At 64.7% G+C, this 24,902-nt stretch carries 26 protein-coding genes; 7 read left to right on the top strand and 19 right to left on the bottom strand.

Annotated features, from left to right (window positions below):
• On the bottom strand, nucleotides 1-477 hold a 477-nt coding region (locus tag WAN02_RS13485), incomplete at its 3' end, for an alcohol dehydrogenase catalytic domain-containing protein (RefSeq protein WP_422264693.1).
• Between the two features lie 69 nt (nucleotides 478-546).
• Between WAN02_RS13485 and WAN02_RS13480 the strand changes: the two genes are divergently transcribed.
• The 3 genes from WAN02_RS13480 to WAN02_RS13470 are packed head-to-tail and all read left to right on the top strand — an operon-like array spanning nucleotide 547 to nucleotide 3,394.
• The gene (locus WAN02_RS13480) at nucleotides 547-1,749 is read left to right on the top strand and encodes a thiolase C-terminal domain-containing protein (protein ID WP_422264692.1); all 1,203 of its coding nucleotides are present in this window, start codon (nucleotides 547-549) and stop codon (nucleotides 1,747-1,749) included.
• An 8-nt stretch (nucleotides 1,750-1,757) separates the two neighbouring features.
• The gene (locus WAN02_RS13475; protein ID WP_422264690.1) at nucleotides 1,758-2,180 is read left to right on the top strand and encodes a Zn-ribbon domain-containing OB-fold protein; all 423 of its coding nucleotides are present in this window, start codon (nucleotides 1,758-1,760) and stop codon (nucleotides 2,178-2,180) included.
• A complete protein-coding gene (locus tag WAN02_RS13470) occupies nucleotides 2,177-3,394 on the top strand; it encodes a CaiB/BaiF CoA transferase family protein (protein WP_422264689.1) in 1,218 nt (405 codons plus the stop codon). The genes WAN02_RS13475 and WAN02_RS13470 overlap by 4 nt, the downstream gene beginning before the upstream one ends.
• A 29-nt stretch (nucleotides 3,395-3,423) precedes the next feature.
• Here WAN02_RS13470 and WAN02_RS13465 read toward each other — a convergent pair whose 3' ends face one another.
• The 4 genes from WAN02_RS13465 to WAN02_RS13450 form a co-directional block, all read right to left on the bottom strand.
• Entirely contained in the window at nucleotides 3,424-4,893 is a 1,470-nt protein-coding gene (locus WAN02_RS13465) for an aldehyde dehydrogenase family protein (RefSeq protein ID WP_422264688.1), read from the bottom strand.
• Nucleotides 4,894-4,928: 35 nt separating this feature from the next.
• Nucleotides 4,929-6,101: an amidohydrolase family protein gene (locus WAN02_RS13460; protein ID WP_422264687.1), complete on the bottom strand. Its 1,173-nt coding sequence runs from the start codon at nucleotides 6,099-6,101 to the stop codon at nucleotides 4,929-4,931.
• A 107-nt stretch (nucleotides 6,102-6,208) separates the two neighbouring features.
• Nucleotides 6,209-6,505 (bottom strand): acyl-CoA synthase, encoded by a 297-nt coding sequence (locus WAN02_RS13455; protein ID WP_422264685.1) that lies wholly within the window; start codon nucleotides 6,503-6,505, stop codon nucleotides 6,209-6,211.
• Nucleotides 6,502-7,329: a mycofactocin-coupled SDR family oxidoreductase gene (locus WAN02_RS13450; RefSeq protein WP_422264684.1), complete on the bottom strand. Its 828-nt coding sequence runs from the start codon at nucleotides 7,327-7,329 to the stop codon at nucleotides 6,502-6,504. Before WAN02_RS13450 ends, WAN02_RS13455 begins: the two co-directional genes overlap by 4 nt.
• Nucleotides 7,330-7,452: 123 nt before the next feature.
• Between WAN02_RS13450 and WAN02_RS13445 the strand changes: the two genes are divergently transcribed.
• Nucleotides 7,453-8,253, top strand: a complete 801-nt coding sequence (locus WAN02_RS13445) for a FadR/GntR family transcriptional regulator (RefSeq protein ID WP_422264683.1) — start codon at nucleotides 7,453-7,455, stop codon at nucleotides 8,251-8,253.
• 2 nt (nucleotides 8,254-8,255) lie between these two features.
• Here WAN02_RS13445 and WAN02_RS13440 read toward each other — a convergent pair whose 3' ends face one another.
• Both WAN02_RS13440 and WAN02_RS13435 read right to left on the bottom strand, forming a co-directional pair.
• A complete protein-coding gene (locus WAN02_RS13440) occupies nucleotides 8,256-9,935 on the bottom strand; it encodes a class I adenylate-forming enzyme family protein (RefSeq protein WP_422264696.1) in 1,680 nt (559 codons plus the stop codon).
• A gap of 32 nt (nucleotides 9,936-9,967) precedes the next feature.
• Nucleotides 9,968-10,831: an SDR family oxidoreductase gene (locus WAN02_RS13435; RefSeq protein WP_422264682.1), complete on the bottom strand. Its 864-nt coding sequence runs from the start codon at nucleotides 10,829-10,831 to the stop codon at nucleotides 9,968-9,970.
• Between the two features lie 146 nt (nucleotides 10,832-10,977).
• On the opposite strand from WAN02_RS13435, the gene WAN02_RS13430 reads away from it, so the two are divergent.
• Nucleotides 10,978-11,541, top strand: coding sequence for a TetR/AcrR family transcriptional regulator (locus WAN02_RS13430; protein ID WP_422264681.1), 564 nt, complete (start codon nucleotides 10,978-10,980; stop codon nucleotides 11,539-11,541).
• A gap of 56 nt (nucleotides 11,542-11,597) precedes the next feature.
• On the opposite strand, the gene WAN02_RS13425 is transcribed toward WAN02_RS13430, so the two are convergent.
• The 3 genes from WAN02_RS13425 to WAN02_RS13415 all read right to left on the bottom strand — a co-directional run bounded on the left by WAN02_RS13425 (nucleotide 11,598) and on the right by WAN02_RS13415 (nucleotide 14,768).
• Complete coding sequence (locus WAN02_RS13425; protein ID WP_422264680.1) at nucleotides 11,598-12,239, bottom strand: TetR/AcrR family transcriptional regulator; 642 nt, start codon at nucleotides 12,237-12,239, stop codon at nucleotides 11,598-11,600.
• A gap of 49 nt (nucleotides 12,240-12,288) precedes the next feature.
• Entirely contained in the window at nucleotides 12,289-13,029 is a 741-nt protein-coding gene (locus tag WAN02_RS13420; RefSeq protein WP_422264679.1) for a hypothetical protein, read from the bottom strand.
• Nucleotides 13,030-13,109: 80 nt separating this feature from the next.
• Nucleotides 13,110-14,768 (bottom strand): phytoene desaturase family protein, encoded by a 1,659-nt coding sequence (locus tag WAN02_RS13415; protein ID WP_422264695.1) that lies wholly within the window; start codon nucleotides 14,766-14,768, stop codon nucleotides 13,110-13,112.
• A gap of 130 nt (nucleotides 14,769-14,898) precedes the next feature.
• Here WAN02_RS13415 and WAN02_RS13410 point away from each other — a divergent pair, with 130 nt between their 5' ends.
• Complete coding sequence (locus WAN02_RS13410; RefSeq protein WP_422264678.1) at nucleotides 14,899-15,612, top strand: hypothetical protein; 714 nt, start codon at nucleotides 14,899-14,901, stop codon at nucleotides 15,610-15,612.
• Between the two features lie 61 nt (nucleotides 15,613-15,673).
• The gene (locus WAN02_RS13405) at nucleotides 15,674-16,519 is read left to right on the top strand and encodes a hypothetical protein (RefSeq protein ID WP_422264677.1); all 846 of its coding nucleotides are present in this window, start codon (nucleotides 15,674-15,676) and stop codon (nucleotides 16,517-16,519) included.
• A gap of 16 nt (nucleotides 16,520-16,535) precedes the next feature.
• Here WAN02_RS13405 and WAN02_RS13400 read toward each other — a convergent pair whose 3' ends face one another.
• From WAN02_RS13400 to WAN02_RS13360, 9 genes are all read right to left on the bottom strand, one after another.
• The gene (locus WAN02_RS13400) at nucleotides 16,536-17,732 is read right to left on the bottom strand and encodes an acetyl-CoA acetyltransferase (protein WP_422264676.1); all 1,197 of its coding nucleotides are present in this window, start codon (nucleotides 17,730-17,732) and stop codon (nucleotides 16,536-16,538) included.
• A complete protein-coding gene (locus WAN02_RS13395) occupies nucleotides 17,725-19,083 on the bottom strand; it encodes a zinc ribbon domain-containing protein (RefSeq protein WP_422264675.1) in 1,359 nt (452 codons plus the stop codon). Before WAN02_RS13395 ends, WAN02_RS13400 begins: the two co-directional genes overlap by 8 nt.
• Nucleotides 19,080-20,291, bottom strand: coding sequence for an acetyl-CoA C-acetyltransferase (locus WAN02_RS13390; RefSeq protein ID WP_422264674.1), 1,212 nt, complete (start codon nucleotides 20,289-20,291; stop codon nucleotides 19,080-19,082). Before WAN02_RS13390 ends, WAN02_RS13395 begins: the two co-directional genes overlap by 4 nt.
• The gene (locus WAN02_RS13385) at nucleotides 20,288-20,533 is read right to left on the bottom strand and encodes a hypothetical protein (protein WP_422264694.1); all 246 of its coding nucleotides are present in this window, start codon (nucleotides 20,531-20,533) and stop codon (nucleotides 20,288-20,290) included. The genes WAN02_RS13390 and WAN02_RS13385 overlap by 4 nt, the downstream gene beginning before the upstream one ends.
• 6 nt (nucleotides 20,534-20,539) lie before the next feature.
• Complete coding sequence (locus WAN02_RS13380) at nucleotides 20,540-21,070, bottom strand: aromatic-ring-hydroxylating dioxygenase subunit beta (protein ID WP_422264673.1); 531 nt, start codon at nucleotides 21,068-21,070, stop codon at nucleotides 20,540-20,542.
• 73 nt (nucleotides 21,071-21,143) lie between these two features.
• Nucleotides 21,144-22,415, bottom strand: coding sequence for an aromatic ring-hydroxylating oxygenase subunit alpha (locus WAN02_RS13375; RefSeq protein WP_422264672.1), 1,272 nt, complete (start codon nucleotides 22,413-22,415; stop codon nucleotides 21,144-21,146).
• A 70-nt stretch (nucleotides 22,416-22,485) separates the two neighbouring features.
• Complete coding sequence (locus WAN02_RS13370) at nucleotides 22,486-23,271, bottom strand: enoyl-CoA hydratase/isomerase family protein (protein WP_422264671.1); 786 nt, start codon at nucleotides 23,269-23,271, stop codon at nucleotides 22,486-22,488.
• Nucleotides 23,268-24,071, bottom strand: a complete 804-nt coding sequence (locus WAN02_RS13365; protein ID WP_422264670.1) for an enoyl-CoA hydratase/isomerase family protein — start codon at nucleotides 24,069-24,071, stop codon at nucleotides 23,268-23,270. Before WAN02_RS13365 ends, WAN02_RS13370 begins: the two co-directional genes overlap by 4 nt.
• Nucleotides 24,068-24,838, bottom strand: a complete 771-nt coding sequence (locus tag WAN02_RS13360) for an enoyl-CoA hydratase/isomerase family protein (RefSeq protein ID WP_422264669.1) — start codon at nucleotides 24,836-24,838, stop codon at nucleotides 24,068-24,070. The genes WAN02_RS13365 and WAN02_RS13360 overlap by 4 nt, the downstream gene beginning before the upstream one ends.
• Between the last annotated feature and the right edge of the window lie 64 nt (nucleotides 24,839-24,902).

Genomic DNA, 24,902 nt, shown 5'->3' with positions numbered 1-24,902 from the left:
GGTCTGACCAGGCCTGATCTGCGCTTTCCGGTACAACATCGAGTAGGCGGTCAACCACGCGGTCGGCAGACACGCCGCCGCAGTGAAGCTGAGTTCGGCCGGCTTGTCCACCAGGTTGCGGTTCGGCACCGCCACATGTGTCGCGCATGCTCCGGTGGTTGCCTCGGCCAGCATGACCCGACCGGGATCGAGGAGTTCACCCGCCGCGCCGGAGGCATTGGGAGCGACGAGTGCGTGCACCAGCACCTCCCGACCCTCGGTGGTCACCCCGGCCACGTCGGAGCCCAGGCCCAATGGGAACCGGTCGGGACTCACGCCGCCATCACGAATCGCCCACAAGTCGTGGCGATTCAACGCTGCGGCCTTGACCTCGACGACGGTCCATCCGGGCCGAGGCGCCGGATCATCCTCGGCAATGACCTCGATGACGTCAGCCACCGGCCCGTTCGCCACCCGGGTGGCTACTGCTCTTTGCACGCTGCCTCCTATCGCCCCACCCGAGTCAAATACTGGCATATTAGGTCCATTTGACGCTACGCTGTCTCGGTGAGCACTGTCGGCCTCCCGCCCGCGCACCCCCTGCGCGACCGGTGCGCCATCGTTGGCATCGGCGCCACCGACTTCACCCGCAGGTCTGGGCGCACGGAGGTGGCGTTGGCGGCGGAAGCCGCATCGGCAGCGATCACCGATGCCGGGCTGGCCCCGGCCGACATAGACGGCATCGTGCGGTGTGAGCAGGACAACGTCCGCCACAACGACCTGGCCGACGTCTTGGGCCTACCCGCATTGAACTACTGGGGATCCACCGGCACCGGGGGATCAGCGCCGGCCGGAATGATCGCTCAGGCATGCGCGGCCATCATCGCCGGCCTGGCCAGTAGCGTGCTGGTGTTCCGCTCGCTAAACGGGCGCTCCGGAGCACGCTACGGGCAGGGCCGTCTCGCCGACCTGCCGGTGGGCGGAAACGGATCGTATGACGAGTACTTCCTCCCGTACGGTCTGCTGGCACCCGGGCAGATGTTCGCGCTGATAGCACGGCGGCACATGCTGGAGTTCGGTACCCAGCCCGAGCAGCTGGGCGCCATCGCGATGGCGTGCCGGGACCGCGCCAACAACAACCCGGCTGCGCAGATGTATGGCCGGCCGATGGGCCTCGACGACTACCTGTCGTCGCGGCCCGTCACCGACCCGCTGCGGCTGTTCGACTATTGCCAGGAGACCGACGGTGCATGTGCGGTAGTGGTGACCGCGGCCGACAGGGCCGCTGACGGTGCCGCAACGGCGGTGCTCATCCGCGCTGCCGCACAAGGAGGTGACGCCGAACAGCAACCGGGACTGGTCTTTTCCGCGCTGATGCGCGACAGCCTGACAAGCCAGCCGTCGGCGCGGGTGGCCCAGACGTTGTACCGCCGCGCCGGTCTTGGCCCTGCCGACGTCGACGTCGCCCAGTTCTACGACTGCTTCACCATCACGGTGTTGCTGCAACTCGAGGACTATGGGTTCTGCGCCAAAGGACAAGGAGGGGCCTTCGCCGCCAGCGGTGCCCTTGGCCTCGACGGTGCGTTGCCGATCAACACTGCGGGCGGGAATCTCTCGGAGGGTTACATCCACGGCCTCAACCACATCGTCGAGGGGGTCCGACAGATCCGCGGAACCTCGACCAACCAGGTCAGCGACGCCGAGGTGTGCCTGGTGACCTCTGGTCTGCCGACGGCAACCGGCGCGCTGCTGTTGACGGCGGCCAGATAGCCGTTGTGATGACTGCTGAGCTGACGCCCGTCGTCGACGACCCCGACACCGGTGGCTACTGGCAAGCGGCCCAGGTTGGCGCGCTGGCGATCCAATTGTGTTCCAAATGCCACCAACCCATTCACCTACCCCGCCCGCAGTGCCCCCGCTGCGGTTCGACCGATACCTGCTGGCGCGAGGTCGAGCCTGCGGCCACCGTGTACTCATGGGCCGTTGTGCGCCACGCAGTGCATCCGGCATTCCCGGTGCCCTACACCTTGGTGCTCGTCGCGCTGCGCCAGTATCCGCAGGTGCGGCTGCTGGGACGACTCGACGGCGATCCCGACCTCGTCGAGGGCCAGCAGCTGCGAATTCGGTTCGACCACACTGCAACCGGGATCGCACTGCCGCAATGGGAGCCGGTATCCCATCACAAAGGAGAGAAGCAATGACCAAAGTGCTCAAGGGAGTGCGGGTTTTGGAGGTGGCTCTGTACGGGTTCGTGCCGGCAGCGGCCAGCGTCCTGGCCGACTGGGGTGCCGACGTGGTCAAAATCGAGCACCCCGAGACCGGTGATCCGATCCGGGGGTTGACGGCATTCGGTGTCAAACCCGGCGACGGCGGAGTGACCATGCTGTGGGAGGTTCTCAATCGCGGAAAGCGCTGCGCCGGAATTGATATCGCACACACGGAAGGTTACGAGGTGCTGATGTCACTTGTCGATGAGGCCGACGTCTTCGTGACCAATTTCCTCGGGCCGGCCCGCAACCGGCTGCGGATCGACGCCGAACACATCCACGCCCGCAACCCCGACATCATCTATGCCCGCGGGACCGGCCACGGAGTTCGCGGCGCCGACGCGGACCGCGGCGGCTTCGACGGAATCTCCTATTGGGCGCGCACGGGGTTGGCCATCGCGGCCATGCCGAAGGACTACGACTACCCCATCAACTTGCCCGGGCCGGCCGTCGGCGACATTCAGGCCGGTCTTAACCTCGCCGGCGGGATCGCCGCTGCCCTGTTTCACCGGGAGCGCACCGGCAAGGGGTCGGTGGTGGACGCATCGCTGCTGGCGGCTGGATTGTGGGCCATGCAGTCGACCATCGCCGGCAGCTACGTGATCGACCGTGACCATCTCCCCAAGGCGGACCGGCGCCGGCCCGGCAACCCGCTGGCCAACGTCTACCGCACCGCAGACGGGCGGTTTATCTTCCTTGCCATGCTCGAGGCCGACCGGTATTGGCCAGGCTTCTGCGAGGCGGTCGCGCGTCCCGACTGGGTGGCGGATCCCAGCCTGGCCACAGCCGAGGTCCGCTTGGCCAACGTCGAGAAGACCGTGCAATTACTCGATGAGCTGTTCGCTGAACATCCGCTGACTCATTGGACGTCGGCGCTGTCCAACCAGGATGGTCAGTGGAGTGTCGTGCAATCACCGCGCGAGGCTCTGAATGACCAACAGGCTTGGGACAATGGCTTTTTCACCATGGTGGAGTACGACAATGGCGCGCGGCTACCGCTGGTTCCAGCCCCGATCCAGTTCGACGGCACCGCAGCCGAGCTGGCCCCGGCGCCGGATCACGGCCAGCACACCGATGAGTTGCTGCGCGCACACGGTATGAGCGACGAGCGGCTACTGGAGCTCAAGATCAGCGGCGCCATCATCTGAGTCTCGGAAGGGTTCGACCACCAGTGCCGCTACCGCGCGCTCCACTCAATTGTCTTGTGCTGCAGGTACTCCTCCATGCCCCACGCGCCGAACTCCCGCCCCAGTCCGCTCTTTTTGTATCCGCCGAATGGCCCATGTTGAGACAGACCCACGCCGCCGCCGTTGATCTGGACCCCTCCGGTGTGCAGTCGACGTGCGATCCCCAGGGCGCGCACGGTATCCGCTGACCAGACGCCGCCGCCAAGGCCGTAGTCGCTGTCGTTGGCGATGCGCACCGCCTCGTCGTCGTCGCTGAACGGGATGATGACGTTGACCGGACCGAAAACCTCCTGCTGCGCGATGCGCATGTCGTTACTGACGCCCGTGAACAGGGTCGGCTCGACGAAGAAGCCGCGCTCGAGTCCGGCGGGACGACCACCGCCGTAAGCGATTTCGGCACCTTCGTCGACAGCCTGGCTGATCAGTGCTTCGACGCGGGTGCGCTGCTGCTCGCGAATCAGCGGGCCCATCATCACGCCCGGGTCCGCGGGATCGCCGATGCTGACGTGGCGCAGTGCCTCGCTGACCGCGCCGACCACCTCTTCGTAACGCGACGCGTGCACCAGAGTGCGCGACAGGATCGCACACCCCTGCCCGCAGTGGGTGATGGTGTTGGCCACCACGTTCGGTATCACGGCCTGAAGATCGGCGTCTTCGCAGATGATGTTGGCTGACTTACCGCCGAGTTCGAGGACCACCTTTTTGAGGCTGTCGGCGGCCTGGGTGTACACCTTACGTCCGACCGCATCCGAACCGGTGAAGCTGACGATGTCGACCATGGAATTGCGGGTGAGTTCGGCGCCGGCCTCCAGGTCGCCGGTCACCACGTTGAGCGCACCAACTGGCAGGCCGGCCTCCTCGGCGATCTCGCCGAACACCAACGCTTCGAACGGCGTGTAGGGCGACGGTTTGAGCACGGCGGTGCACCCGGCAGCCAAGGCGAATGCCACCTTGAACACGTTGAGCAGGAACGGAAAGTTGAACGGGGTAATCAGCGCCGCGACGCCAAACGGCTGACGCGCGACGATGCCCTGGCCGATACCCAACCCGGCAACCACGTTGGGCGCCAACGGTTTTTCGAACTCATACTTGGGCAACACGCGGGTCGCAATGTCCATCCACACCGAGACGGGGATGCCGACCTGCAGGTGGTGGGCAAGCATCCGGGTCGCGCCGGTCTCGGCGACGTTCAGTTCGACCAGTTCGTCATAGCGGCGTTGGATGCTCTCCCCCATCCGGGTCAACACCGCCGAGCGGTCCTGGGGTGACATCCGTGGCCACGGTCCGTCGTCGAACGCCGCGCGTGCGGCGCGCAGCGCCTCCTGGACGTCGGTGACCGTTCCCTGCGGCACCGTTCCGATGACGGTCTCGGTGGCCGGGTTGATCACCGAGATCTGTTCGGAACCGGTTCCGTCGGTCCACTTTCCGTTGATGTAAAGACCACTAGCGCGTTCAGCCACAGCAACGGTCCTTTCTCGACAAGCCAGGGTGGTAATCAGGCACTGCGCGGAAAGCGCAGCAGCCCGCGAGCGTTGGTTTCGGCGATCCTGGCCACCTCGTCATCGGGAACCATGGCCAGCACCTCGGCCGCACGCTTGCGGGTGTTGGGCCAGTTGGAATCTGAATGCGGAAAATCGCTTTCAAGCATGATGTGGTCAACGCCTACCTTGTCGCGATTGATCAGACCGTGCTCGTCGTCGATGAAGCAGGTCCAGAATTGCCTGTAGAACAATTCTGATGGCCGGGTATCGAAGTCGATGTCCTGGTAGTAGCGGTGACGTTCCCAAGTGAAGTCGATGCGCTCCAACATGTAGGGCACCCATCCGATGCCTCCCTCAGCCAGGGAGAACTTCAGGTTCGGGAACTGCTGCAACTTGCCAGAGAACAACAGATCGACGGTGGTCCACCAGGAATTGGTCGCGAAAACAGCGATCGCCACTGCAAAGGGTACGGCGTTGCTTTGCAGCGTACTCGCGACGAACGGAGCACCAGAAAAGGAGAATCCGGGCACATAGCCCCCGGCCCCGAAGTGCAGTGACAACGGGATATCGGCATCGGAGCACAACTGCCACAACGGGTCCCAGTGATCGGTGTGGAAGGACGGCAAGCCGAAGGGCACCGGCGTGTCCGGGAAGGAGATGGTCCGGGCACCCATCGACGCAAGGCGTTCGGTCTCCTTGACCGCCAGATCGATGTCCCAGAACGGGACGATGCCCATCGGAATGTAGCGGTCGGGAGCCGCGGCGCACCATTCCTCGATGTAGAAGTCGTTCCATGCCTGCACACACAGGACCGCGAGATCACGGTCCGTGGCGCGGAAGAAGGTGCTGCCGGCGAACCCCGGGAACGACGGGAAGCACAGGGCGGCCTGCACGCCATCGACGTCCATATCCTTGACGCGCGCCACCGGGTCGTAGCATCCCGGGATCATGTCCTCGTAGCGCAGCGGATCGACGCCCCATTCCTCGCGCGGCTTGCCCGCCACGGCATTGAGGCCCAGCGTCGGATACGCGTCGCCGTTGTAGTGCCACAACTGGGACCCGTTGACTTCTTTGATCTGGGGAGCCACATCGTGCAGGCCGCGCGGCAACCGGTCGAGCCACACTCGCGGGTGCTCCACGAGGTGGTCATCCACGGAGATGATCTGATGGTGATCCTGCAGAGGCATCGTGGTCCTCCAATCGTGGGGCTAGCCCCACATGTGATCGGCAATACTACAAATATACCTATATTTAGTAGTCGGTCAACTCACGCCGCCATTTGACCCGACCGCGGTCAGGTGCCGCGTCGAGCCGTGCCGCGATAGCCGAAGAACCGCTCGAAGTTCGCGTCGTTGATGGGCTGACGAGCGTTGCGTTCGGCGGTGTCGAGCAACAGTTTCAGACGCTTCTGGGCTTCCTCGACCCCAGGGGCACCGTCGGCCCGCAACCGGGCCAGGTGCTGTTGTTGCAACTCGATCTCCTGATGGAGCCGTGCCCCGGCCTCGCCGTAGGTCAAAAGGTCGTGATCGTCGTCAGAGCGTTCGGGGGCGCGGTCCCGTGGGCCGGGAGTCGACTTCGCTTCTCGGCTCATGCGTTGCAGAATCCAGCGTCCACCGGCAGGCATACACCGGTCACCTGCCGCGCCTGATCCGAGACCAGCCAGGCGAGCGCGTCGGCGACGTCACTGGGATCGATAAGCGTTACGCCGGGCAGCACGTTGCTGAGATTGCTGATCGGGTTCGCCGCCGCTTCGCCGATCCAGTTCTCGAAAGCGGCGTTTTGCACCATGCCCGAGTTGACGCCGGTGGGCAGGATGGCGTTGACCCGGATGTTCTGGCGCCCCAGGAGGTTTGCGAAAACCCGCATAAGGCCCAAGATTCCGGCCTTCGCCGCGGTGTAGCCGTCCAACCCGCCCCACCCGCCGGTGAATCCCTTGACTGCGGCGGTCGAACTGGTCATCACGACCGACCCGCCACGTCCGGCCTCGACCAGCGCCGGCGTGGTGACCTTCACGGTGTTCCAGACTCCGACCAGCATGACGTCCAGTGCGTCGCGAAAGGCGCGAACCTCGTCGACCTCCGATGGGTAGGCGCATCCGCCGGCATTGGCCACCACGATGTCGGCCTGCGCCACACCCAGCGCGGTCGTGCCATCGTGAAAGGCCCGACGCAGTTGCTCGATGTCGCGCACGTCAGCGACCTGAGCGCTGGCGCGGCGGCCCTCCTTCTCCACGAGGCGACACGTCTCATCGAGTTCTTCGCGACTACCCATGTCGTAGGGGATGGTGTCGATGTTGGCACAGATATCGACCGCGATGATGTCGGCGCCGTCGGCGGCCAGTCGCACTGCGTGAGCGCGGCCCTGCCCCCGCGCGGCTCCGGTGATGAACGCAACGCGCCCGGACAACGAAGCCACTACACTCCCGGAGTATCCTAATGTTCGAGTATTTGAGGTCAACGTACGTGGCGGGTCGACATAAAGTCAAGGCACCTGGAGTTGGCCCGCCATCGACGGCCACCACCGAGGAAGATGAGGCATATGCACCCGGCCACCACCACCGCGGCCAGCCACGAAATCGTCGACCGGATCCGGCGCGGCAAGATCTCGCTTGGCGTCGCTCAGTCGATCGTGCGGCGCATCGCCATCGACAACTTGTCGCCGGGCAGCCCGTTGCCCACCGAGCAGGCGATGGCGACCCAATTCGGCGTCGGCCGAGCATCGATCCGCGAGGCCCTGCGACTCCTAGAACTGCAAGGCATCATCGAGATCCGCCGCGGCAACGGCGGAGGCCCCATCGTGGGATCCTCGGCACCGCAACGTTTTGGCGAAACGATGACAATGCACCTGCAGGTCCTGCACGCCACTATGCGCGACGTCACCGAGGCCGTTATCTACCTCGAGCCGCTGGCCGCTGAACGCGCAGCCCTGCTGGTCGGCGAAGGCCTCGCGAGCAAAGAGGCCATTGCCGAGATGGTCGAGGAAAGCCGGCGCGGGATGGCCCGGGTCAGCGAGGGCCCGCTGTCCAGTCAGGCCTACGTCGATTCGGGCAGCCAGTTTCACACCCTGGTGCGCGAGATCAGCCCGAATCCGGTACTGGACCTGATCTCCGAATCCGCCAGCCACATCTATAGCAGCCGCACCGCCCACGGCGGGGCCAACCTGTTCACCCCCGAGACCCGCATTCGGCTGCACCTCGACCACATCAGGATCGCCGACGCGATCCAACATGGGGACCCCGATTCCGCGCGGCGGCTGATGCGCGAACACATGGCTTCGGCGTCCGAGGCCATCTTCGACGCATCCCCCGAATTGGCCGACGAACTGGTCGATTGGCAGTAACTTCAACGCCTCGTCGCTGTGAGCTGCTGGATGAGCTTGTATTTCTGAACCTTGCCGGTCGGCGTGGTTGGCAGATCCTCTGCACGGTAGAACACCACGCGCTTGGGCACCTTGAAGCGCGCCAGCTTCGCCCGGCACACATCGAGCACATCGTTTTCGGTGAGCGTCGCATCAGCTACCGGAACGACGACGACACAACCGATCTCACCCCAACGGTCGTCCACCAAACCGACGGCGAAGACCTGGCTGATCTGGTCATGCGCGGCCAGCAGGTCCTCAATCTCCCTGGGCATCACCAGCTCGCCGCCGCTTTTGTACAGCTCCTTGCGCCGGCCGGTTACCTGGAGATAGCCGTCGGCGCGCACCCGACCGAGGTCTCCGGAGAAGAGCCACCCGTCGCGCAGGGTCGCCGCGGTCTCCGCGGGCCGATTCCAGTACCTCAACATCGCGGTCGGTCCTGATGACACCAACTCGCCTTCCTCGCCGCTGGGCAGATCTTCGCCCGTTTGCGGATCCACTGCCTTGTAGACAACGAGAGCGTCGGTTCCCGGAACCGATGCGGCACCGGCCATTTTCGGCTTTCCGGCGGTTTCGGATGTCAGGTCCAACGGATCTTCCGGCCGCGTCAGTGTCATCGCGCCACCGCACTCGGTCATCCCGTAGCCGGTGACGATCTCGCTGATGCCGAAGTCTTCTTCAATCTGCCGCCACAGCCAGATCGGCGCCGGCGCCGATCCGCACAAAATCGCGTTCAGGGAGTCGAGGTCGTAGTGGTCACGGGCCGCACTTTCGATCATCGCGACAGCCATTGTGGGAACACACAGGATGTCGCTGGCCCGGTAGCGCTCGATGCCCGCGAAATAACCCTCAGCGCTGAATACAGTCAGCGGGATGATCGCCCCGCCGGCGAACATGATCGACAGCAATCCTTCGATATAACCGAACATGTGATAGCAGGGCAGCGAGAACAGGATGCGCCTGCCGTCCTCGTAGGCACGCGTCAGCGCCGATGCGTACGCGGTCCGCAGCACTGCGTCGTGGGTGACCAACACCCCCTTGGGTGAGCCGGTGGTGCCGGACGTGTACAACATGTCGCTGCAATCGAGGGAATCAACGACCAAACCGGCGCTGGTGCCGCAATTCTCGTCTCCGAGAGCGGCAAGGCCGGCCACCGTTAAGCAGCCCGGCCGCGCCCGGCCATCGGTGTCGAGCAGGACGACGGTCCACGGCGTGTCCGGCGTCGATGAATCCCAGCCCGGCGCGATCCCATCCAGCATCGATTGGTAGTCGAGGCCGCGGAAACCGGTCATGGTGACCACTACCCGGCATGCCGAGTCGGCAAGGACGTAACGCAATTCGTCCTGCCGGTAGAGGAAGTTAAGCGGGACCGCGATCGCCCCGGCTCGAGCGATCGCGAATTTCACGGTGACGAACTCCGGGTAATTCGCCATGACCATGCCGACCCGATCGCCCGGGCGGACACCGAGTGCGACAAGACCGTCGGCCAGCCGCCGGGACTCGGCTGCCACGTCCGAGTAGCCAAGCTGCCCGTCGTCGCTCAGCACTAAAGGGCGGCTGCCATACCGGCCGGCGCAGGTGTCAAGCCACCCGGCAAGTGTCTGCGCTGTCCACACCGGGAAGCGCTGGCGCAGTGCATCTCTTCGCGCCTCGATGTCGGTGATCAACGGCGGGACCGAACCATGTTGGGGCGTTGCTATCCCACCGGATTGCTGCCGAGCTTCGCGTCGGACATGTCACTGATTTCCGCCCAGCGCTTGGTGATCTCTTCCAGACTCGGGGGGTCACCGAACGTGACACCGTCATTCTGAAACTGTGCCACCCGTTGCACCAAACCGCCGCCAACGACAAACACCGAGCCGGATTCCTGATTTTCTTCGGACACCAGGTAACCGACGGTCGGCGCGACATGGTCCGGGTCCAGTTTGTCCAGGACTTCCTGGGGCGCGATATCGGCCGTCATCCGGGTGGCCGCCATCGGAGCGACCGCATTCGCCGTGATCTGATAGTTGGCACCTTCGATCGCCAGAGTGTTGACCAGACCGACCAACCCCAGCTTGGCGGCTCCATAGTTGGCCTGACCGAAATTGCCGTATATCCCGCTGGTCGAGGTCGCCATCACCACCCGCCCGAATTTCTGCTCACGCAGGTATGGCCACGCCGCCCGAGTAACCTGGTAGCCGCCGAAAAGATGCACTTTGAGCACGGCATCCCAGTTCTCGTCGGTCATTTTGTGGAACGCGCCATCCCGAAGGATCCCCGCGTTGTTGACCACTCCGTGCACGGCCCCGAAGTGCTCGATCGCGGTCGCGACAATCGCCTCGGCGCCTTCCCGGGTGGCCACGCTGGAGTAATTGGCGACTGCCCTGCCGCCGTCACCGCTGATCTCCTCGACCACCGCGTCGGCCATGTTGCGACCTGATCCAGAGCCGTCTCGAGCCCCGCCGACGTCGTTGACGACGACGAGTGCGCCGTTGGCGGCAAGGAATTTCGCGTATGAGCGGCCCAGCCCTCCCCCTGCTCCGGTGACAATCACGACCCTGTCCTGCACTCCAGACACTTCTGCTTCCTCCACCGGTGTTGACGCGCTGACGGCCCAGTTTAACCCAAATTAAAATATCGATGGGCGTCAGGCACCCCGGCGTTCTCGCGCAACGCGTCTGGCAAGCACTTTTGACACTCCGATTACCAGCTAGAGTCCAAGCCATGGTGAGCGGTGCGTCCCGGCTGGCCTACTTGGAGACGGGCCTAGCGGTGCTCTCCGACCTTGGTTATGGCGGGCTCAAGTTGGCCGAGGTGTGCAATCGGCTCGGGGTCACCACCGGCTCGTTTTATCACTACTTCGACAATTGGCCGACGTACACGAAAGATCTGGTGGAGCACTGGCGGCAGGCCAACACGGTCCGGCTGGTCGAGTGGATTCGAACAGAACCCGATCCACGACAGCGCATCGGCACCATCATCGACGTCGGCTTGAATCTGCCGCACCGCGCCGAAGCCGCGATCCGGGCTTGGAGCAGCGCGGATTCCGATGTGCATGCGGTACAAGTGGACGTCGACAAGGAGCGCCACCAAATCCTGCGCGAGTCCGCGTTGGAGATCTTGCGCGACGAACGGCAGGCGCAGCTATTCGCCGACTGGGCGGTCTACCTGCTCGTCGGCTACGAGCAGGCGACTCTACCTCCCGACCAGGCCGCTCTGGAGTGGATCGTCGCTCAGCTGCTCGACGCGCTCGATGCCGGCCGATTCACCTCGGTCCCCCCCAGTTGAGCTTGATGCGCCATCCCCTTGCCGCCGTGCAGCGCACCTCGAAGCCTGAAGCCGGGTCAGCCTTCGTCTGCCGGCACGCGCAGGCCGCGGACGGTGAGTCTCGTCATGGCATCGATCATGCGCTTGTAGGAGACTTTCTTACCGAGTCCCATCCAATCCCCGTGCAGGGCAGCTGAAAGCACCATGGCGAACATTGCGCGCACCGTGGGGTGAAGGTCGAAGTCGGAAAAGTGGCGTTCTTTGGCCTCGGTGGCGACGACTTCTTCGACGAGGGCCAGTAATCGGTCGAAGGCGGCGTTGATCTGGGCGGAGGCATCGGTGCTGAGCTCGCCGTACTGATGTGCCGACATTACGGTGAGCAGGAGTTCACGTTCGCCGTGGAGTACGTTGAATAGCCCGGTGTAGAGCGCTATTCCTTCCTCTTGGGGGCTTAGTTTTCCGTGTTCCCGGGACCGGTAGTCGCTGATGTAGTCGTCCATGAACTCGGTGAAGGGCGTGATCACCGCCTCGTGGAAGAGGTTGGCTTTGGTGCCGAAGTGGCGGAAGATCATCACTTCGGTAAGTTGGGCACGCTGGGCGATGTCCCGGGTCGAGGTGCCTTTGAATCCCTTTGCGGCGAAGACTTCTCGTGCGGCATGCAAAATCAGCGTCCGGCCCTGCCCGTGAACGCTGGTGCGGGCGCGTTCGGTGCTGCTCACCGGTTCACGGTAATCCTCGCCGCGGCGTCCGGTGGTGAGGAGCGGCGTGTCAGCCCGCTCCGGCTGTGGACTCGTAGCTGAGACGGCGGTGCAGCAGCCCGGCATTCATGCACGTTCCGGCGACAAAGACCAGCGTGGGGATCCAGAAGCCGAAAATGCCGTTCCAAGAGAACGGGCCGGTCTTGAAATACACCGACAGGACGCCGCCGGCACCGGTAACTGCGACCCATAGGTTGCCGTAGGCGGCCCACCGCGGCCAGGCCGGTTGGCGACGGTGGTCGATAAACGCGGCGATGGCCATGCAGACGTATTGCATCGAGTAGGTCGGGATAAAGATGGTCCACACCAGCCAGCCATAGTCGTTGAAGGCGCGGATGATCTCCGGGCTGATGTCGGGCCGGAAGCTGGCCAGCAACCAGAACAGGCAGATGATCTGGAAGATCACCGTCAACATCACCGCACCGCCAAATTGGATGGGCGCCAGCAGGGCGTTGGGGCCCTCGATCTTTCTCATTTCGGCCGACACAACGGTATAAAACGGCAACAGCAGCGCGGAACCGAACATCGAGCCGATCAGCCCGGCGCGGATCCCGGTGCGGTTGTTCGCATAGAACTCGGCGATGTGGACTGCGCTCCACGACTCGCCAGGTGGAGGAATGAACCCGGCGACGACGACGAAAAAGAAGCCGAAAGTGAGCAGGCACACCGGCCATGCCCAGATGCAGGCGAGCCAGATGCGGTGCCGGTACACGTCGTGGTGTTGTGCCGTGTCGCTGGTGTTGGTGGTCATAGGATGATTCCTTTCGACGAAACGCCTTGTTGGGCAGGGTTTTCAGGTGAGCCTTCCGTCGAGACGTGGCGCCAATGTGATCATCGGCCGCCCCCGACCCGGCCCGTCAGACCGGCGCCTCGCCGGGTGCGCAATACCGCGCGAGCCGCCTGCTGGCCGGGGATCCCGCAGATGCCGGCACTGGGGTGAGTGCCACCGCCGGAGATGAACAGTCCGTCGATCGGGGTGCGATACCCGGCGAATCCCGGTGCGGGCCGCAAGGGCCCGAATCGGGTCGCGACCGGGTCGACGTGATAGACGTTGCCGTCGGGAGAGCGGAAACGCGCGGCGATGTCCTGCGGGCTCTGCTGGCGGCGGTCGATTTGGAGTTCGGACAGCCCGTCGATGTATTTGGCAGTGTGCTCGAGGACCTTGTCGGCGGTGGGCCCGGCAAGTTCCGACCACGGCCGCGTCGGGTTGGCCGGGGTGATACCCGACCAGAACCAGAACGTGTCCTGGCCGTCGGGGGCCTGGGTGGGGTCCATGCCGGTGGGCAGGATGGCAAACCCCGGCACAGGGTCGGGGACCTCGCCGCGGGCGCAGGCGTGCCAGGCCTCGACATGGTCGTCAAAACTGGTCAGGCACAGCGCGGGCTTGCGCAGGTCGACGCGGTCGCGCCGGTTGGCCTGGTGGGCCGAGACGGCGGCGCGCCCGCCCAGCGCCACATCGATCTTGAACGACGACGCGTTGGTGGATGCGGTGGGAATGTGGCGCACGCGGTGAGCGAGTTCATCGCTGAGCACCCCGTCCGGCACCCATTGCGACAGGGTCACCTTGACGTTGTTGGTGGTGATCACCTGGCCGGCGGTGATGTGCTCGCCGGTGTCCAGCCGCACACCTGCCACCCTGCCGCCGCGCATCAGCAGCCCGTCGACCACCGCGCCGAACCGCAATTGCCCGCCGGCGGCGGTGAAGCAGCGCGCCATAGCGTCGGTGATGGCCCCGGTGCCGCCTTCAAACCGCCCCACACCCGAACGGTGAATCAACCCGAAGTAGATCAGCACCCAGGCGGTGCCGTCGGCGAAGATCGGCGCAAAACACGGCACGGCGGCAAGCAGCGCCTTGACTCGCCGGTCCCCGAATCTGCTGTCGATGAACTCGGCCTGCGAAGCAGTCAGGAACTGACCCAGCGGGCCCACCCCGCTCGGGTGCCGGACGGATTTCAGCGCACCACCAATGATCCCGCCCAGCCGAGGGCGCATTGGGTTGGAGTTCATGTAGGGCACGACCACGTTCATCGCCGTGTCCAGCGCATTGGCCAGTTCGAGATAGGCCCGCGCATCGGTTGGCGAGAATCGGCGGATCTCGTCGGCGGTGCGGACCGGGTCGCGGTGAATGCACAGCGAACTGCCATCGCCGTCGAGGTATGCGTACGGGGTTTCGATTTCCAACTCCCGCAACCCGAATCGGTCCAACTGTAGGTCCTTGGCGATGGTGGTGGTACGCCACAATGACGAATCCATTGCACCCTCGTTCACCAGGTGGCCGGGCGCCTGCGCCAGCACCGGTCTCGTCGAGGTCATCCCGCCGACCGCATCGGCGGCCTCCACCACCAGTACCCGCAGTCCGGCCCGGGCCAGATAACAGCCGGCGGTCAGTCCGTTGTGACCCGCCCCCACGATCAACACATCCGGAACGGCAGCATCGAGAGCCATCACCTGATCCTTTCGCGCAAGCCTTCTCTGGGCGCTTGCGGAGATAGTTATATAGTGCTTACTATACTAAGCGCCATCGGGTGTGGTCTGTCAACCAAGCCACCCACGAGCCGGTGAGCGGAAATGTCGAGGGTTGCGACGGCGACTGGACGGAAGTGGAGACATGAACCCACAAATGACCTTTCAGCGCGTCTGCGCCGTCAGCGGCATCGTCTGTCCGCTAATGTTTTTCGGCGCATTCGTGGCAGCGGGTTTCATTCCGCCATTGCCGCCGTCCTGGTCGGCGGCCCAAATCGCGGCGCACTACCGCGACCATGCCGGCGGGGTTCGACTCGGCGCGGGAATCATGCTGCTCAGCGGCGCGTTCTACGCTGCATACAGCGCGGTCATCTCCGGGCAGATGCGCCGCATCCCCGGCGTGCATCGCACCGTGGTCAACACCCAGTCGATCGCCGGAGCGTTCGCCTGCCTGACCTTCTTGGTTCCTGCGATGTTCTTTGCCATCACCGCGTTTCGCCCAGACCGGGCCGACGACTCCACCCTCCTGCTCAACGACATGAGCTGGATCCTGCTGGTGATGCCGTGGCCGCCGTTCATGGCCCAGAATTTCGCCTTCGCCTTTGCCATCCTCAGCGACCCGCGGAGCACCCCGCTCTTCCCGCGCTGGTTGGGCTATCTCAACATCTGGGCACCAATCGTGTTCACCCCGGCGGCGATTCTGCAGTTCTTCAAATCCGGACCGTTCGCCTGGAACGGGATCTTCGTGTTCTGGATCCCCGCGACCGTGTTCGTCGTCCAGTTCACCGTCAACGTTATCTGGCTGCTCAAAGCGATTGATGCTGAAGCACATGAAACCGCTTCGGTCCCAATCGCGTCCGCGGCTACCTGAGCGGCCGACGATAAGGAGAAAGGAGCAGTAGATGAGCCCGCCGGTAGATGCCCCGATCGATATGGTGGTCAACCCGCTGTGGCAGTGGATCTTCGGGGTGCTGCACTTCGGCGTCGCGGGTTTGACGATCTACCTGGCGCTGCGCAGTCCGATACGCCACCGCGACTGGTGGGAAGTGTTGTTCCGCAGCGTGATTCTGTGCAGCGCAGCTTTAGGAGCTGTTATTTTCGAAGGCGCGGTCGATCGGGCCGGCAAACTTTGGTACGCCGAGCACGGGGCATGGCCACTGGTACAGTTCTGGGGCACCCATGTTCCGCTTTGGGTCGCGCCCGTTTATCTGTGGTTCATCGGCGGCGGGTCGCTGTTCATTATCCAGCGCGTGCGCAACGGTTGCCGCCCCCGGGACTTCCTCTACATCTTTGGCGGGATCGCGATTGCTGACCTGCTGCTTGAGATTCCGATCATCAAGATCGCCAAGCTGTATACCTACTATGGAGACAATCAGCCGTTTTTCAATCAGCATTGGTTCCCGCTTCCGCTGTGGTTCATCAGCACCAACCGCCTGTTCGACCTGGTGCCCGCACTGTTGATCCTGTTGCTCATGAGTTTCCGGACCAAGTGGGTGATTTCAGCGATCCCATTCGTCATGTTCGGTTCGATGTATGTGTCCTACGCGTTTGTCACCTGGCCAACAGTGTCTGCGCTTCATTCCGGCACCAGCTCTCGGGTCGCCGCCCTGGCCGCCACGTACACCATTGTTGTTGGTGTTGCCGCGACCTTCGCCGGTGCACAACTGGCCCCCCGAATGACGAATATCATGATCCACCACGACGGTCCGTCGGCACGCTCAAGGCGGTCAGCTCAGCAAGCCGCGGTACCACAGTTCGCGACGACAAGGGCGCCGTGACGCCACAGGCGCTGCCTTAGCGACCGGCCTCGCGGCCCACGACCGACACGAATGAGACACAGCTGCCGGGCCGGCCGCCCAGGTTGTGGGTGAGCGCGGTGTGCGGGTCGGGCAGTTGCCGCTGGCCGGCCTCGCCGCGGAACTGCAGCCAGGCCTCGTAGAGCATCCGCAGACCGCTGGCGCCCACCGGGTGCCCGAACGACTTCAACCCTCCGTCCGGGTTGATCGGCAATCGTCCATCGACGTCGAAATCGCCGGCCAACACATCTTTCCAAGACTGACCGGGATCGGTGAAGCCGAGATCTTCCATCAGGACGATCTCGGTCGGGGTGAAGCAGTCGTGCACCTCGGCCAGGGAGAAGGCGGTGCGGGGATCGTCGATTCCCGCCTGCTGGTAGGCATCCCGAGCGCAGCGCACAACTTCGGGAAAGCTCGTGTAGTCGTAGCCCGGGTCCATCGCGCCCCGACCCGAGCCCGCGACCAGCGACAACGCCCGCACGTACATCGGCGTTTCGGTGTAGTCACGCGCGCGCTCGGCGGGCACGATGATCGCGCACGCGGCACCGTCGGACACCCCCGAGCAGTCGAACACGCCGAGCCGTCCGGCCACCTTGGGCGCCTTGTCGATGGTCTCCTTAGCGACGGGAGACCGGAACTGTGCTTTGGGGTTATGAGCACCGTTGGCATGGTTCTTCCATGCCACGTGTGTCATTGCTTCGCGCATCTGCTCAGCGTGGACGCCGTACTTCGCGCAGTAGGCCGGGTCGAGCAGCGAAAAGGCAGCGGGTGCAGTCATCGACAGTTCGGGCGCGGTGCCATCGCCGGGCGGGTCCTGGCGCAGCAGCCCCGAGAATCCGGAGTCTTTCAGCTTCTCCACCCCGACCGCCATCGCGACGTCGTAGGCACCGCTGGCCACCGCGTAACACGCGTTGCGGAACGCTTCGGATCCACTGGCGCACATGTTCTCCACCCGAGTGACCGGCTTGTCCCCGATGCCCAATGGCCGGCTCAGGGTCAGACCCGACATTCCCGAACTCAGGGTGCCCAGCCAGTACGCATCGATGTCGTCCGTGTCCAGCTTCGGGACCGACGTCATACACTCGGCGACCGCCTCCACCAGCAAGTCATCGGCAGAACGGTCCCACCGCTCGCCGAACCGCGAGCAACCCATGGCCACCACCGCGACCTTGCCGGTTATTCCGTTGCTAGCCATCGTGTTTCCCGTCCAATCGAGCCTTCCAGAAGTAGTTGTGCACGTGGCCCGCGGTGAACAGCCGCCGAAAGGTGAATCCCACGGTCGAGCCGACCTGGATTCGTTCGGATTCGGCGTCGGCCACCTCGCAGGTGAATCGGCCCCCACCGGTCACGTCGACGACGGCTTGCACGACCGGCGGCGACGGTGAGTACGCCAGGTGATCAACGGTGTAGGTGGCGACGATGCCGTGCAAGCCCGCGACGGGTACGACGCTCATCCGGTCGGTTGCGCCACAGCCCTTGCACACCCTCGCCGGCGGCAAGTGAACGAAACCGCAAGCGTCACAGCGTGAACCGGAGAGGCCGAACTTCCACGGCGTGGATCGCCCGGCGGCCGGCCCCGACGTCCGGTCCGGCTCGGGACGGCGCGGCGGTTCCAGCTCGACCAGCCCGCGCCATGATAGGTATGTCAAGTGCGCGACTGGCAAGCCGCCGGCCCGTTGCACAGTGACCGGCCGCGGTTGGCGCGCCTTGGGTAGCGCAGTGGTGGTCCGCAGCAGCATCGCGTCACAGCCATCGACCGCCGACAGCACCAGGATGCTGTCCCCCGCATCGGCGATGTCCAGCACACTGCACAGTGCGAGTGCGGCGTCGCAGGCGCCCGAGAAGCCGATCGGTGAGGTGACCACCGACTTCTCCCCCTTCACCAAGGTCGCCGCTCGCTTGACGATCCCGCTGTTCGGGCAGGTGAGCACCACGTGGTCGGCACCGGCCAGCCCGGCGGTGTCGAGCACGCGCTCGACCGCCGCACGGATGAGTGTTGCGTACCGCTCGGCGCCGAACCGTTCCTCCCACTGCTCTCCGGTCACCGAAGTCGTTGCGCGCCAACGGTCCAGGAATTCCGCCGTCAACGATGCGGTGGCAATCACCTCGGCGATGGCGGGACCCGCATCGCCGAACAGCAGGGCGGCCCCGCCGTCGCCGCCGAGCTTCTCGTCGGCCGATCCGGGCCGGCCCACCCGGACGTCAGCGCTGACCGCGAGGCCACCGGTGTTCGCGGCGGCGAGAAGAGCGGCAAACCCGCTGCGGCCCGAACCACACAAGTCGACCGCCAGACAATCGTCGGGCAGACCGAGCGCGGCGTGAATTGCGGTGGCGTTTGTCTTGTCGGCGTAGGCCGGCGTGCTGGTAGCGAAATACAGCCCGGCCGCGGCGCGGACACCAGGTATATCGGCGGAGGCGGCCACCGCCATGGTCGTGCTGTCCTCGTCGAACGCTGCGACGACCCGATCACCCCGGCGCAGCCCGATGTCGACGCCGGCCAGCCGATAGCGGGGCAGGTAGCTGGCATAGCCGACCAACGGTGTCATGACGGGGCGCCGCGGAAGATCGCGGCGATGCCTTGACCGCCGCCGATACACATGGTCTCCAGCGCCAGGCCGCCGCCCCGCCGACGCAGCTCATGGAGCATCGTCGCCAGGATCCGCACCCCGGTGGCGCCGATCGGATGTCCCAGCGAGATGCCGGAACCGTTGACGTTCAACCGGTCCTCGACGTCGTCGAGCTTGACGCCCCAACCGGCCAGCACGGCCAGCACCTGCACCGCGAACGCCTCGTTAACCTCGATCAGCGCCAGGTCGTCCAACCCCAAACCCGTTCTCCGCAAAAGCTTTTCCACGGCGCCGACGGGTCCGATGCCCATCCGCGACGGCTCGCAGCCAACCGCTGCCCAACCCTCGAGGTAGGCCAGCGGCTCCAGGCCGAGATCATCGAGCCGGTCCTCGGCGACCACCAGGCAGGCTGCCGCGGCGTCGTTCTGCTGACTGGAGTTACCGGCCGTGACCGTGCCGTCCGCCATGACCGGGCGCAGCCGGCTCAACGTCTCCGGCGTGGTGTCCGGACGGATGCCCTCGTCGCGCTCGAACACCACCGGCTCAGCTTTGCGCTGCGGCACCTGGATGGCGACTATCTCGTCGTCGAACCGGCCCGCTCGCTGAGCTGCAGCAGCCCGCTGGTGGCTGCGCGCCGCAAAACTGTCGGCGGCCTCGCGGTCGATACCGTAGTCGTTCGCCAGGTTTTCGGCGGTCTCGATCATGCCGCTGATCGCGCCGAACCGCCAGGCCGGCTGCGATAATTCGCGGCCGCGATCAAGCCGGTCATAGAGCATCTGGTTGCCGGACCGCGACCCCCACCGAGCAGTGGTGGTGTAGTGCTCGATATTGCTCATCGATTCGACACCGCCGGCCAGCACGACGTCCGCGGCACCGGTTTGCACCATCATCGCTGCGGTGAGGACGGCCTGTAGTCCGCCGCCGCAGCGCCGGTCGATCTGCAGTCCAGGCACGCTGATCGGCAGGTTGGCGTGCAGTGCGGCCCACCGTCCGATGCACGGCGCCTCGGAATTGGCGTAGGACTGCGCGAAGACGACGTCCTCGATGGCAGCTGGATCGACAGCGCTGTGCTCGACCACCGCCTCGATAACCCTCGCAGCGAGATCCTCGGCGCGTACCGGACGCAGACTGCCACCGAACGCCCCGACGGCAGTGCGAAGCGGGGAGACTATCGCGGCCCGCTTCACTCGTCGCCCCGCCAGCGTCCGGCGGACGGATCCATCAGCTCGGTCAGACGCTCTTCGGGCAGCCAGATGATCGTTTCCAGCTCCAGCGCATCGAGGTAGCGCACCCGACCGGACCGCAGGTCCTCCAACCGTAGCCGTGGAGTATTGGCTGAGGTATCGAACTTTACTGCAACTTGGGCGAATTCATTGCCGACTACGTTCGGCACGTCCGCAGAATCAGCGTCATCGAATTCAATTGTCATCATGGCTCAGATCAGGAAGCCCAGCGTGGGAATCGGCCGGTCATTGTCCACCAGGACGACCTTCTTGTACGCCAAGCGCAACTCACCGTCCCGGCGACGCAGCCGGTAGGTTACCCGGCCGCCCCACAGGTGGGTGCCGCGGGCACGGGATTCCAGCACCATGAAGTTCGCGCCTACCTCAAGGTCGACTCCACCGCTGGAATTGGCCCGCCCGCCGAGGAATTCGATGTTGGATAGCAATCGCCGTAGGTTGGACGGCGGGGACTGCGCGTAGCGTTTTCCGGTGCGGATTTGCTTGAGTCGGGTGGCGATGCGGCTGCGGTTGTCATAGATCACCGACATCTCGCGCGTCGGGTCGTTGGTTGAGGCCGCGGGGACCCAGTAGAGCGCATCGTCGGTCCACAAGGCCTCCCAGGCGTCGTAGTCGGATTCGTCGGCGTGGCGCGCTTCCCGGTACAGGAACTGCTCCACCTCCCAGCGGTCGAAGCCGTCGGGTACCGGCCCCGGTGCGGTGGCATTGTTCAGCGCTCGAGTCATATGCGCCGCTCCTCCTCGTCGCTTCGTCCCTCGCAAGCGGGAGGTGCCCCCACTGCATCGTCGCCGGCGGCGGTCACGCTTGCGTCTCCATCAGAGTCTTGTAGTGCGACCAAAAACCGCGCATCCCGGTCTCATCGGTGGCGCCGCCGATGGTGAAGCCGTTCTCGTCGAGCCGTTCCCTGTTGAGGCCGCGACGTACGTCCAGCCACTCGGGCGTCAGGGCCTCGAGGCCGAGCTGGTTACGCTCATACATCTCGGTGTCATCGGCCAGCAACATGCCGGCAGGTCCCACCGAGCCCATGCACTGCGAGACCATCCGCTTGTTCAACTCCGCCGCGCCAGCCAGCTGGACGGCCGTGGAGTACTGCACGCACTCACCGACCGCCACCGGTTGGATGTTGAATACCTGGATCTCGGCGATGAACAAGTTCGGAAATATCATCACGTGGGGGCCGCCCTCAACGAGGATCTTCTCGGCCTCGGCGCCGTAGCGTTTTCTTATCGCCGCGACGTAGTCCGGTACCCGGTCCTCGGTGGTGCCGAACCAGCGCATCGGCTCGCCAAACTTCCGGAACTCTGGTCGCAGGTCGTTTTCGCTATGACCATTGCCCAGGTCCCGCGTCACCGCAATCGAGGAATCGCTGTACAGAGCACCGATAGGACTGCCGGTGACACCGAATATTGATCCATGCACGAATTGCGGGTGATACCCGTCGGTTTCATTCTCCGCCAACAGTTTCCAGTTGGCTCGCGTCTGATGCTGCAGCCAACCGGCGGTGAGCTCGACTTCACCTTCCGGCGACAGCGCGGCCAGCCGATCGATCTCGCCGGCGGCCGCACCGAGATGCTCAGCAAGGCTGGGTCCGTCGGCGGCAAAACTGCCGAACACAAAGCCACGGTAGGTGTCCATCCGCGGCACCCGCCCCAGTCCCAGGTCCAGCTCGCGCTGGCCGTAGCCCTTGAAAAACGGGAAGCCGACGAGCTCGCCGGTATTGCGATACGTCCACCCGTGGTACGGGCAGCGGAAAGTCGACGAGTTACCTTTGGCATCGGCGCAGACCTGATTGCCGCGGTGCGCGCAACGGTTGAGCAGCAAGTGCAGCTGCCCGTCCCGGTCTCGGGTCAGGATGACATCCTGAAGCCCCAGCCGCTTCCGCATGTAGTCGCCCGGTTGGGACACTTCACTTTCATGGCCGACGAAAACCCACGTCCGGTACCAGATCTTGCGTAGTTCCTCGGCGAAGATGTCAGGGTCGGTGTAGAGCGACCCGTGCACCTTGTCGTGTTTGATCAACCGCTCGTAGCGACTGCCGGCGGCAGCGCTCGAGTCGATCAGTGACGTCACTGTTATGGCTCCTCTCGAGACAACTCGCGCGAAACACGTTGCGCGATGATGCCGTTGCAAGGCTTTGCGGTCATTGCCGCACCGCACCGAACTCCGGACGCCGCTTTGCGCGAAACGCCTCGACGCCCTCGGCGAAGTCATCACTACCGAACAGCCGTGCCTGGTTCTCGGCCTCGCGGTCGAGGATCTCCAAAGGGCTGAGTGAGGTAGCCACGGAGAGCAACGATTTGATCGCCCCGTAGGCTCGCGCAGGGCCGGCGGCCAGGCGCGCGGCATCGGTCAGCGCAACCTGTAACGCCGTTCCCGGCTCAGCGAGCGCATCGACGAGGCCCATTTCCAATGCGGCGGGCGCGTCGATAGGGGTTGGCATCATCAGCATCTGGCGAGCGCGGGCAATACCGACCCGCGCCGGCAGTGAGGCGAATATTCCCATGTCGCCGCCAAGGCCGACATTGGTGAACGTCGTCGCGAAACGCACATCCCTCGCGGCGACGACACGGTCGCACGCCGCGGCAAGTGCGACGCCCGCGCCGTATGCAGAACCCTCCACCGCGGCGACGACGGGCTTGGGGGTGTTCCAAATCGCGCGAATTACATTCTGCGCCAGCTGTACCCGCTTCAAGGCCGGCTCCAGCGCCATCGGCTCCATCGACGCGATGTCACCGCCCGAGCAGAATGCCGGGCCCGCTCCCGTCAGCACGATGGCCCGGATCGAACTGTCCGCGTCCGCAGCCTCCAGCAGTTTGGCAAGCTCGAGGCGAACCGGGATGTCGATCGCGTTGCGCTTGTCGGGCCGGTTCAGCGTGACAACCCTTACCGCACCGCGGTTTTCGACCAGAACACAGTCGGCGCTCATTGGCCGGTGAACTTCGGTTTGCGACGTTCGATGACAGCCCGTAGGCCTTCGAGTGCGTCGGCGGTCCCGGATAGCTCCGAGACGGTGCGCGCCTCTTCGGCCAGACGCTGCTCGACCGATGAACCTATTCCGCTCCAAACCAGTCGTTTTGTGGCGGACAGCGCCTTTGGGGGCATCGCTGCCAGCTCAGTCGCGAGTTGTTCGGCACGGCTTGGTAACTCGTCATCGTCGACGACCTCGGTGATCAACCCGATCTCAACCGCCTCGGTGGCCGTCAACGTCGGGTTGGTCAGCAGAATTCGCAGCGCCTGACGCAGACCGACCAGCTGGGGCAACGTGACCGACGAGCCGCCGTCTGGTGCCATGCCGACCCGGACCGCACCCGAGAAGAACTTCGCCGATCGCGCCGCGATGACGATGTCGGATGCGCACACCAATCCCAGTCCGCCGCCGCCGGCGGCGAAACCCTGCACCGCGGTCACCACTGGCGCCCGAAGCTGAATCAATGCAGCGGTGGCCAATTGCAGCCACGCCGTCGCCTCGCGCAGGTAGTCCGGGAGACTCGAGCCCTTGGACTCGAAAGTGTGGATATCACCGCCAGCACAGAAATTGCGGCCCTCACCGGTAAGCAGAACCACTCGTACCGCGGGATCTGCGTGACACGCCAGTAGCTGCTCGTGCAGCGCCCGGAGGAGTTCGACGTTCATCCCGTTGGACGCCTCGGGTCGATTGAGACGCAGCCGAGCGACGCCGTCGGCGACGTCGAGCGCGACTGGCGCGGTGGTTGCTGCAGCACTCATGGCTTCACTCCTCGCTGCCGAAATGCGGCCACCCCGTTCTGTCCGGCGTGTCCGCAGATATGGTCCACCACGGAATCGATTTCGGCTTCCAATCCTTCGGCTAACGCAACCTCGAGACCGCCATACACCAGCCGCTTGACGGAAGTGACGGCCTCGCGCCGGCGGGTAGCCAGATCGGCGGCGAACCGTCGCACGCCGCCATCGAAGTCGGGCTGGGGAAAGCTGCGATATGCCAAGCCGAGACACACCGCGTCCGCGCCGGAGATCCGGTCGCCCGATAACAGCAGACCCAGCGCCTGCTGGCGGCCGACCAGCCGAGCCAACCGCTGAGTGCTGCCACCGCCGGGGATCCACCCGAACTTGATGTGGTTGTCGGCAATTCTGGCGTCCTCACTGACCAGCGCGACGTCGCAGGCCTGCATCAGCTCGAAGCCGCCTGCCATTGCGACGCCTTCGACCGCCGCGACCACCGGGACGTCGACGCGGGCGATGGCTTCGCAGGCGCGACGGAACGCCGCGAACAGTTGGCGCAATGCATCAGGCCCTTGGGGGCGCAGCAGCTCCACTTCATCGAAATCGCCTCCAGCGCAAAAGTTTCCCCCCGCACCCCGGATGATGACGACGTTGATAGCAGGGTCGTTGCCCAACTCGACGATCGCGTTTTCCAGTTCACGGCTCAGCGCGACGGTGATGGCGTTCATCCGTTCGGGTCGATTGAGCGTGATCCACGCGATCCCATCGGCGGCATCGCTGAGCACAAGTCTCATGTGCGCTGCCCCTCGTTGAGACCCGCACGCGGCGCACGGATGCCGCGCTCAGCCAACGATCGAG

The organism is Mycobacterium sp. (assembly GCF_049281135.1).
Classification (GTDB): Bacteria; Actinomycetota; Actinomycetes; order Mycobacteriales; family Mycobacteriaceae; genus Mycobacterium.
This window is presented reverse-complemented; position numbering and strand designations above follow the sequence as displayed.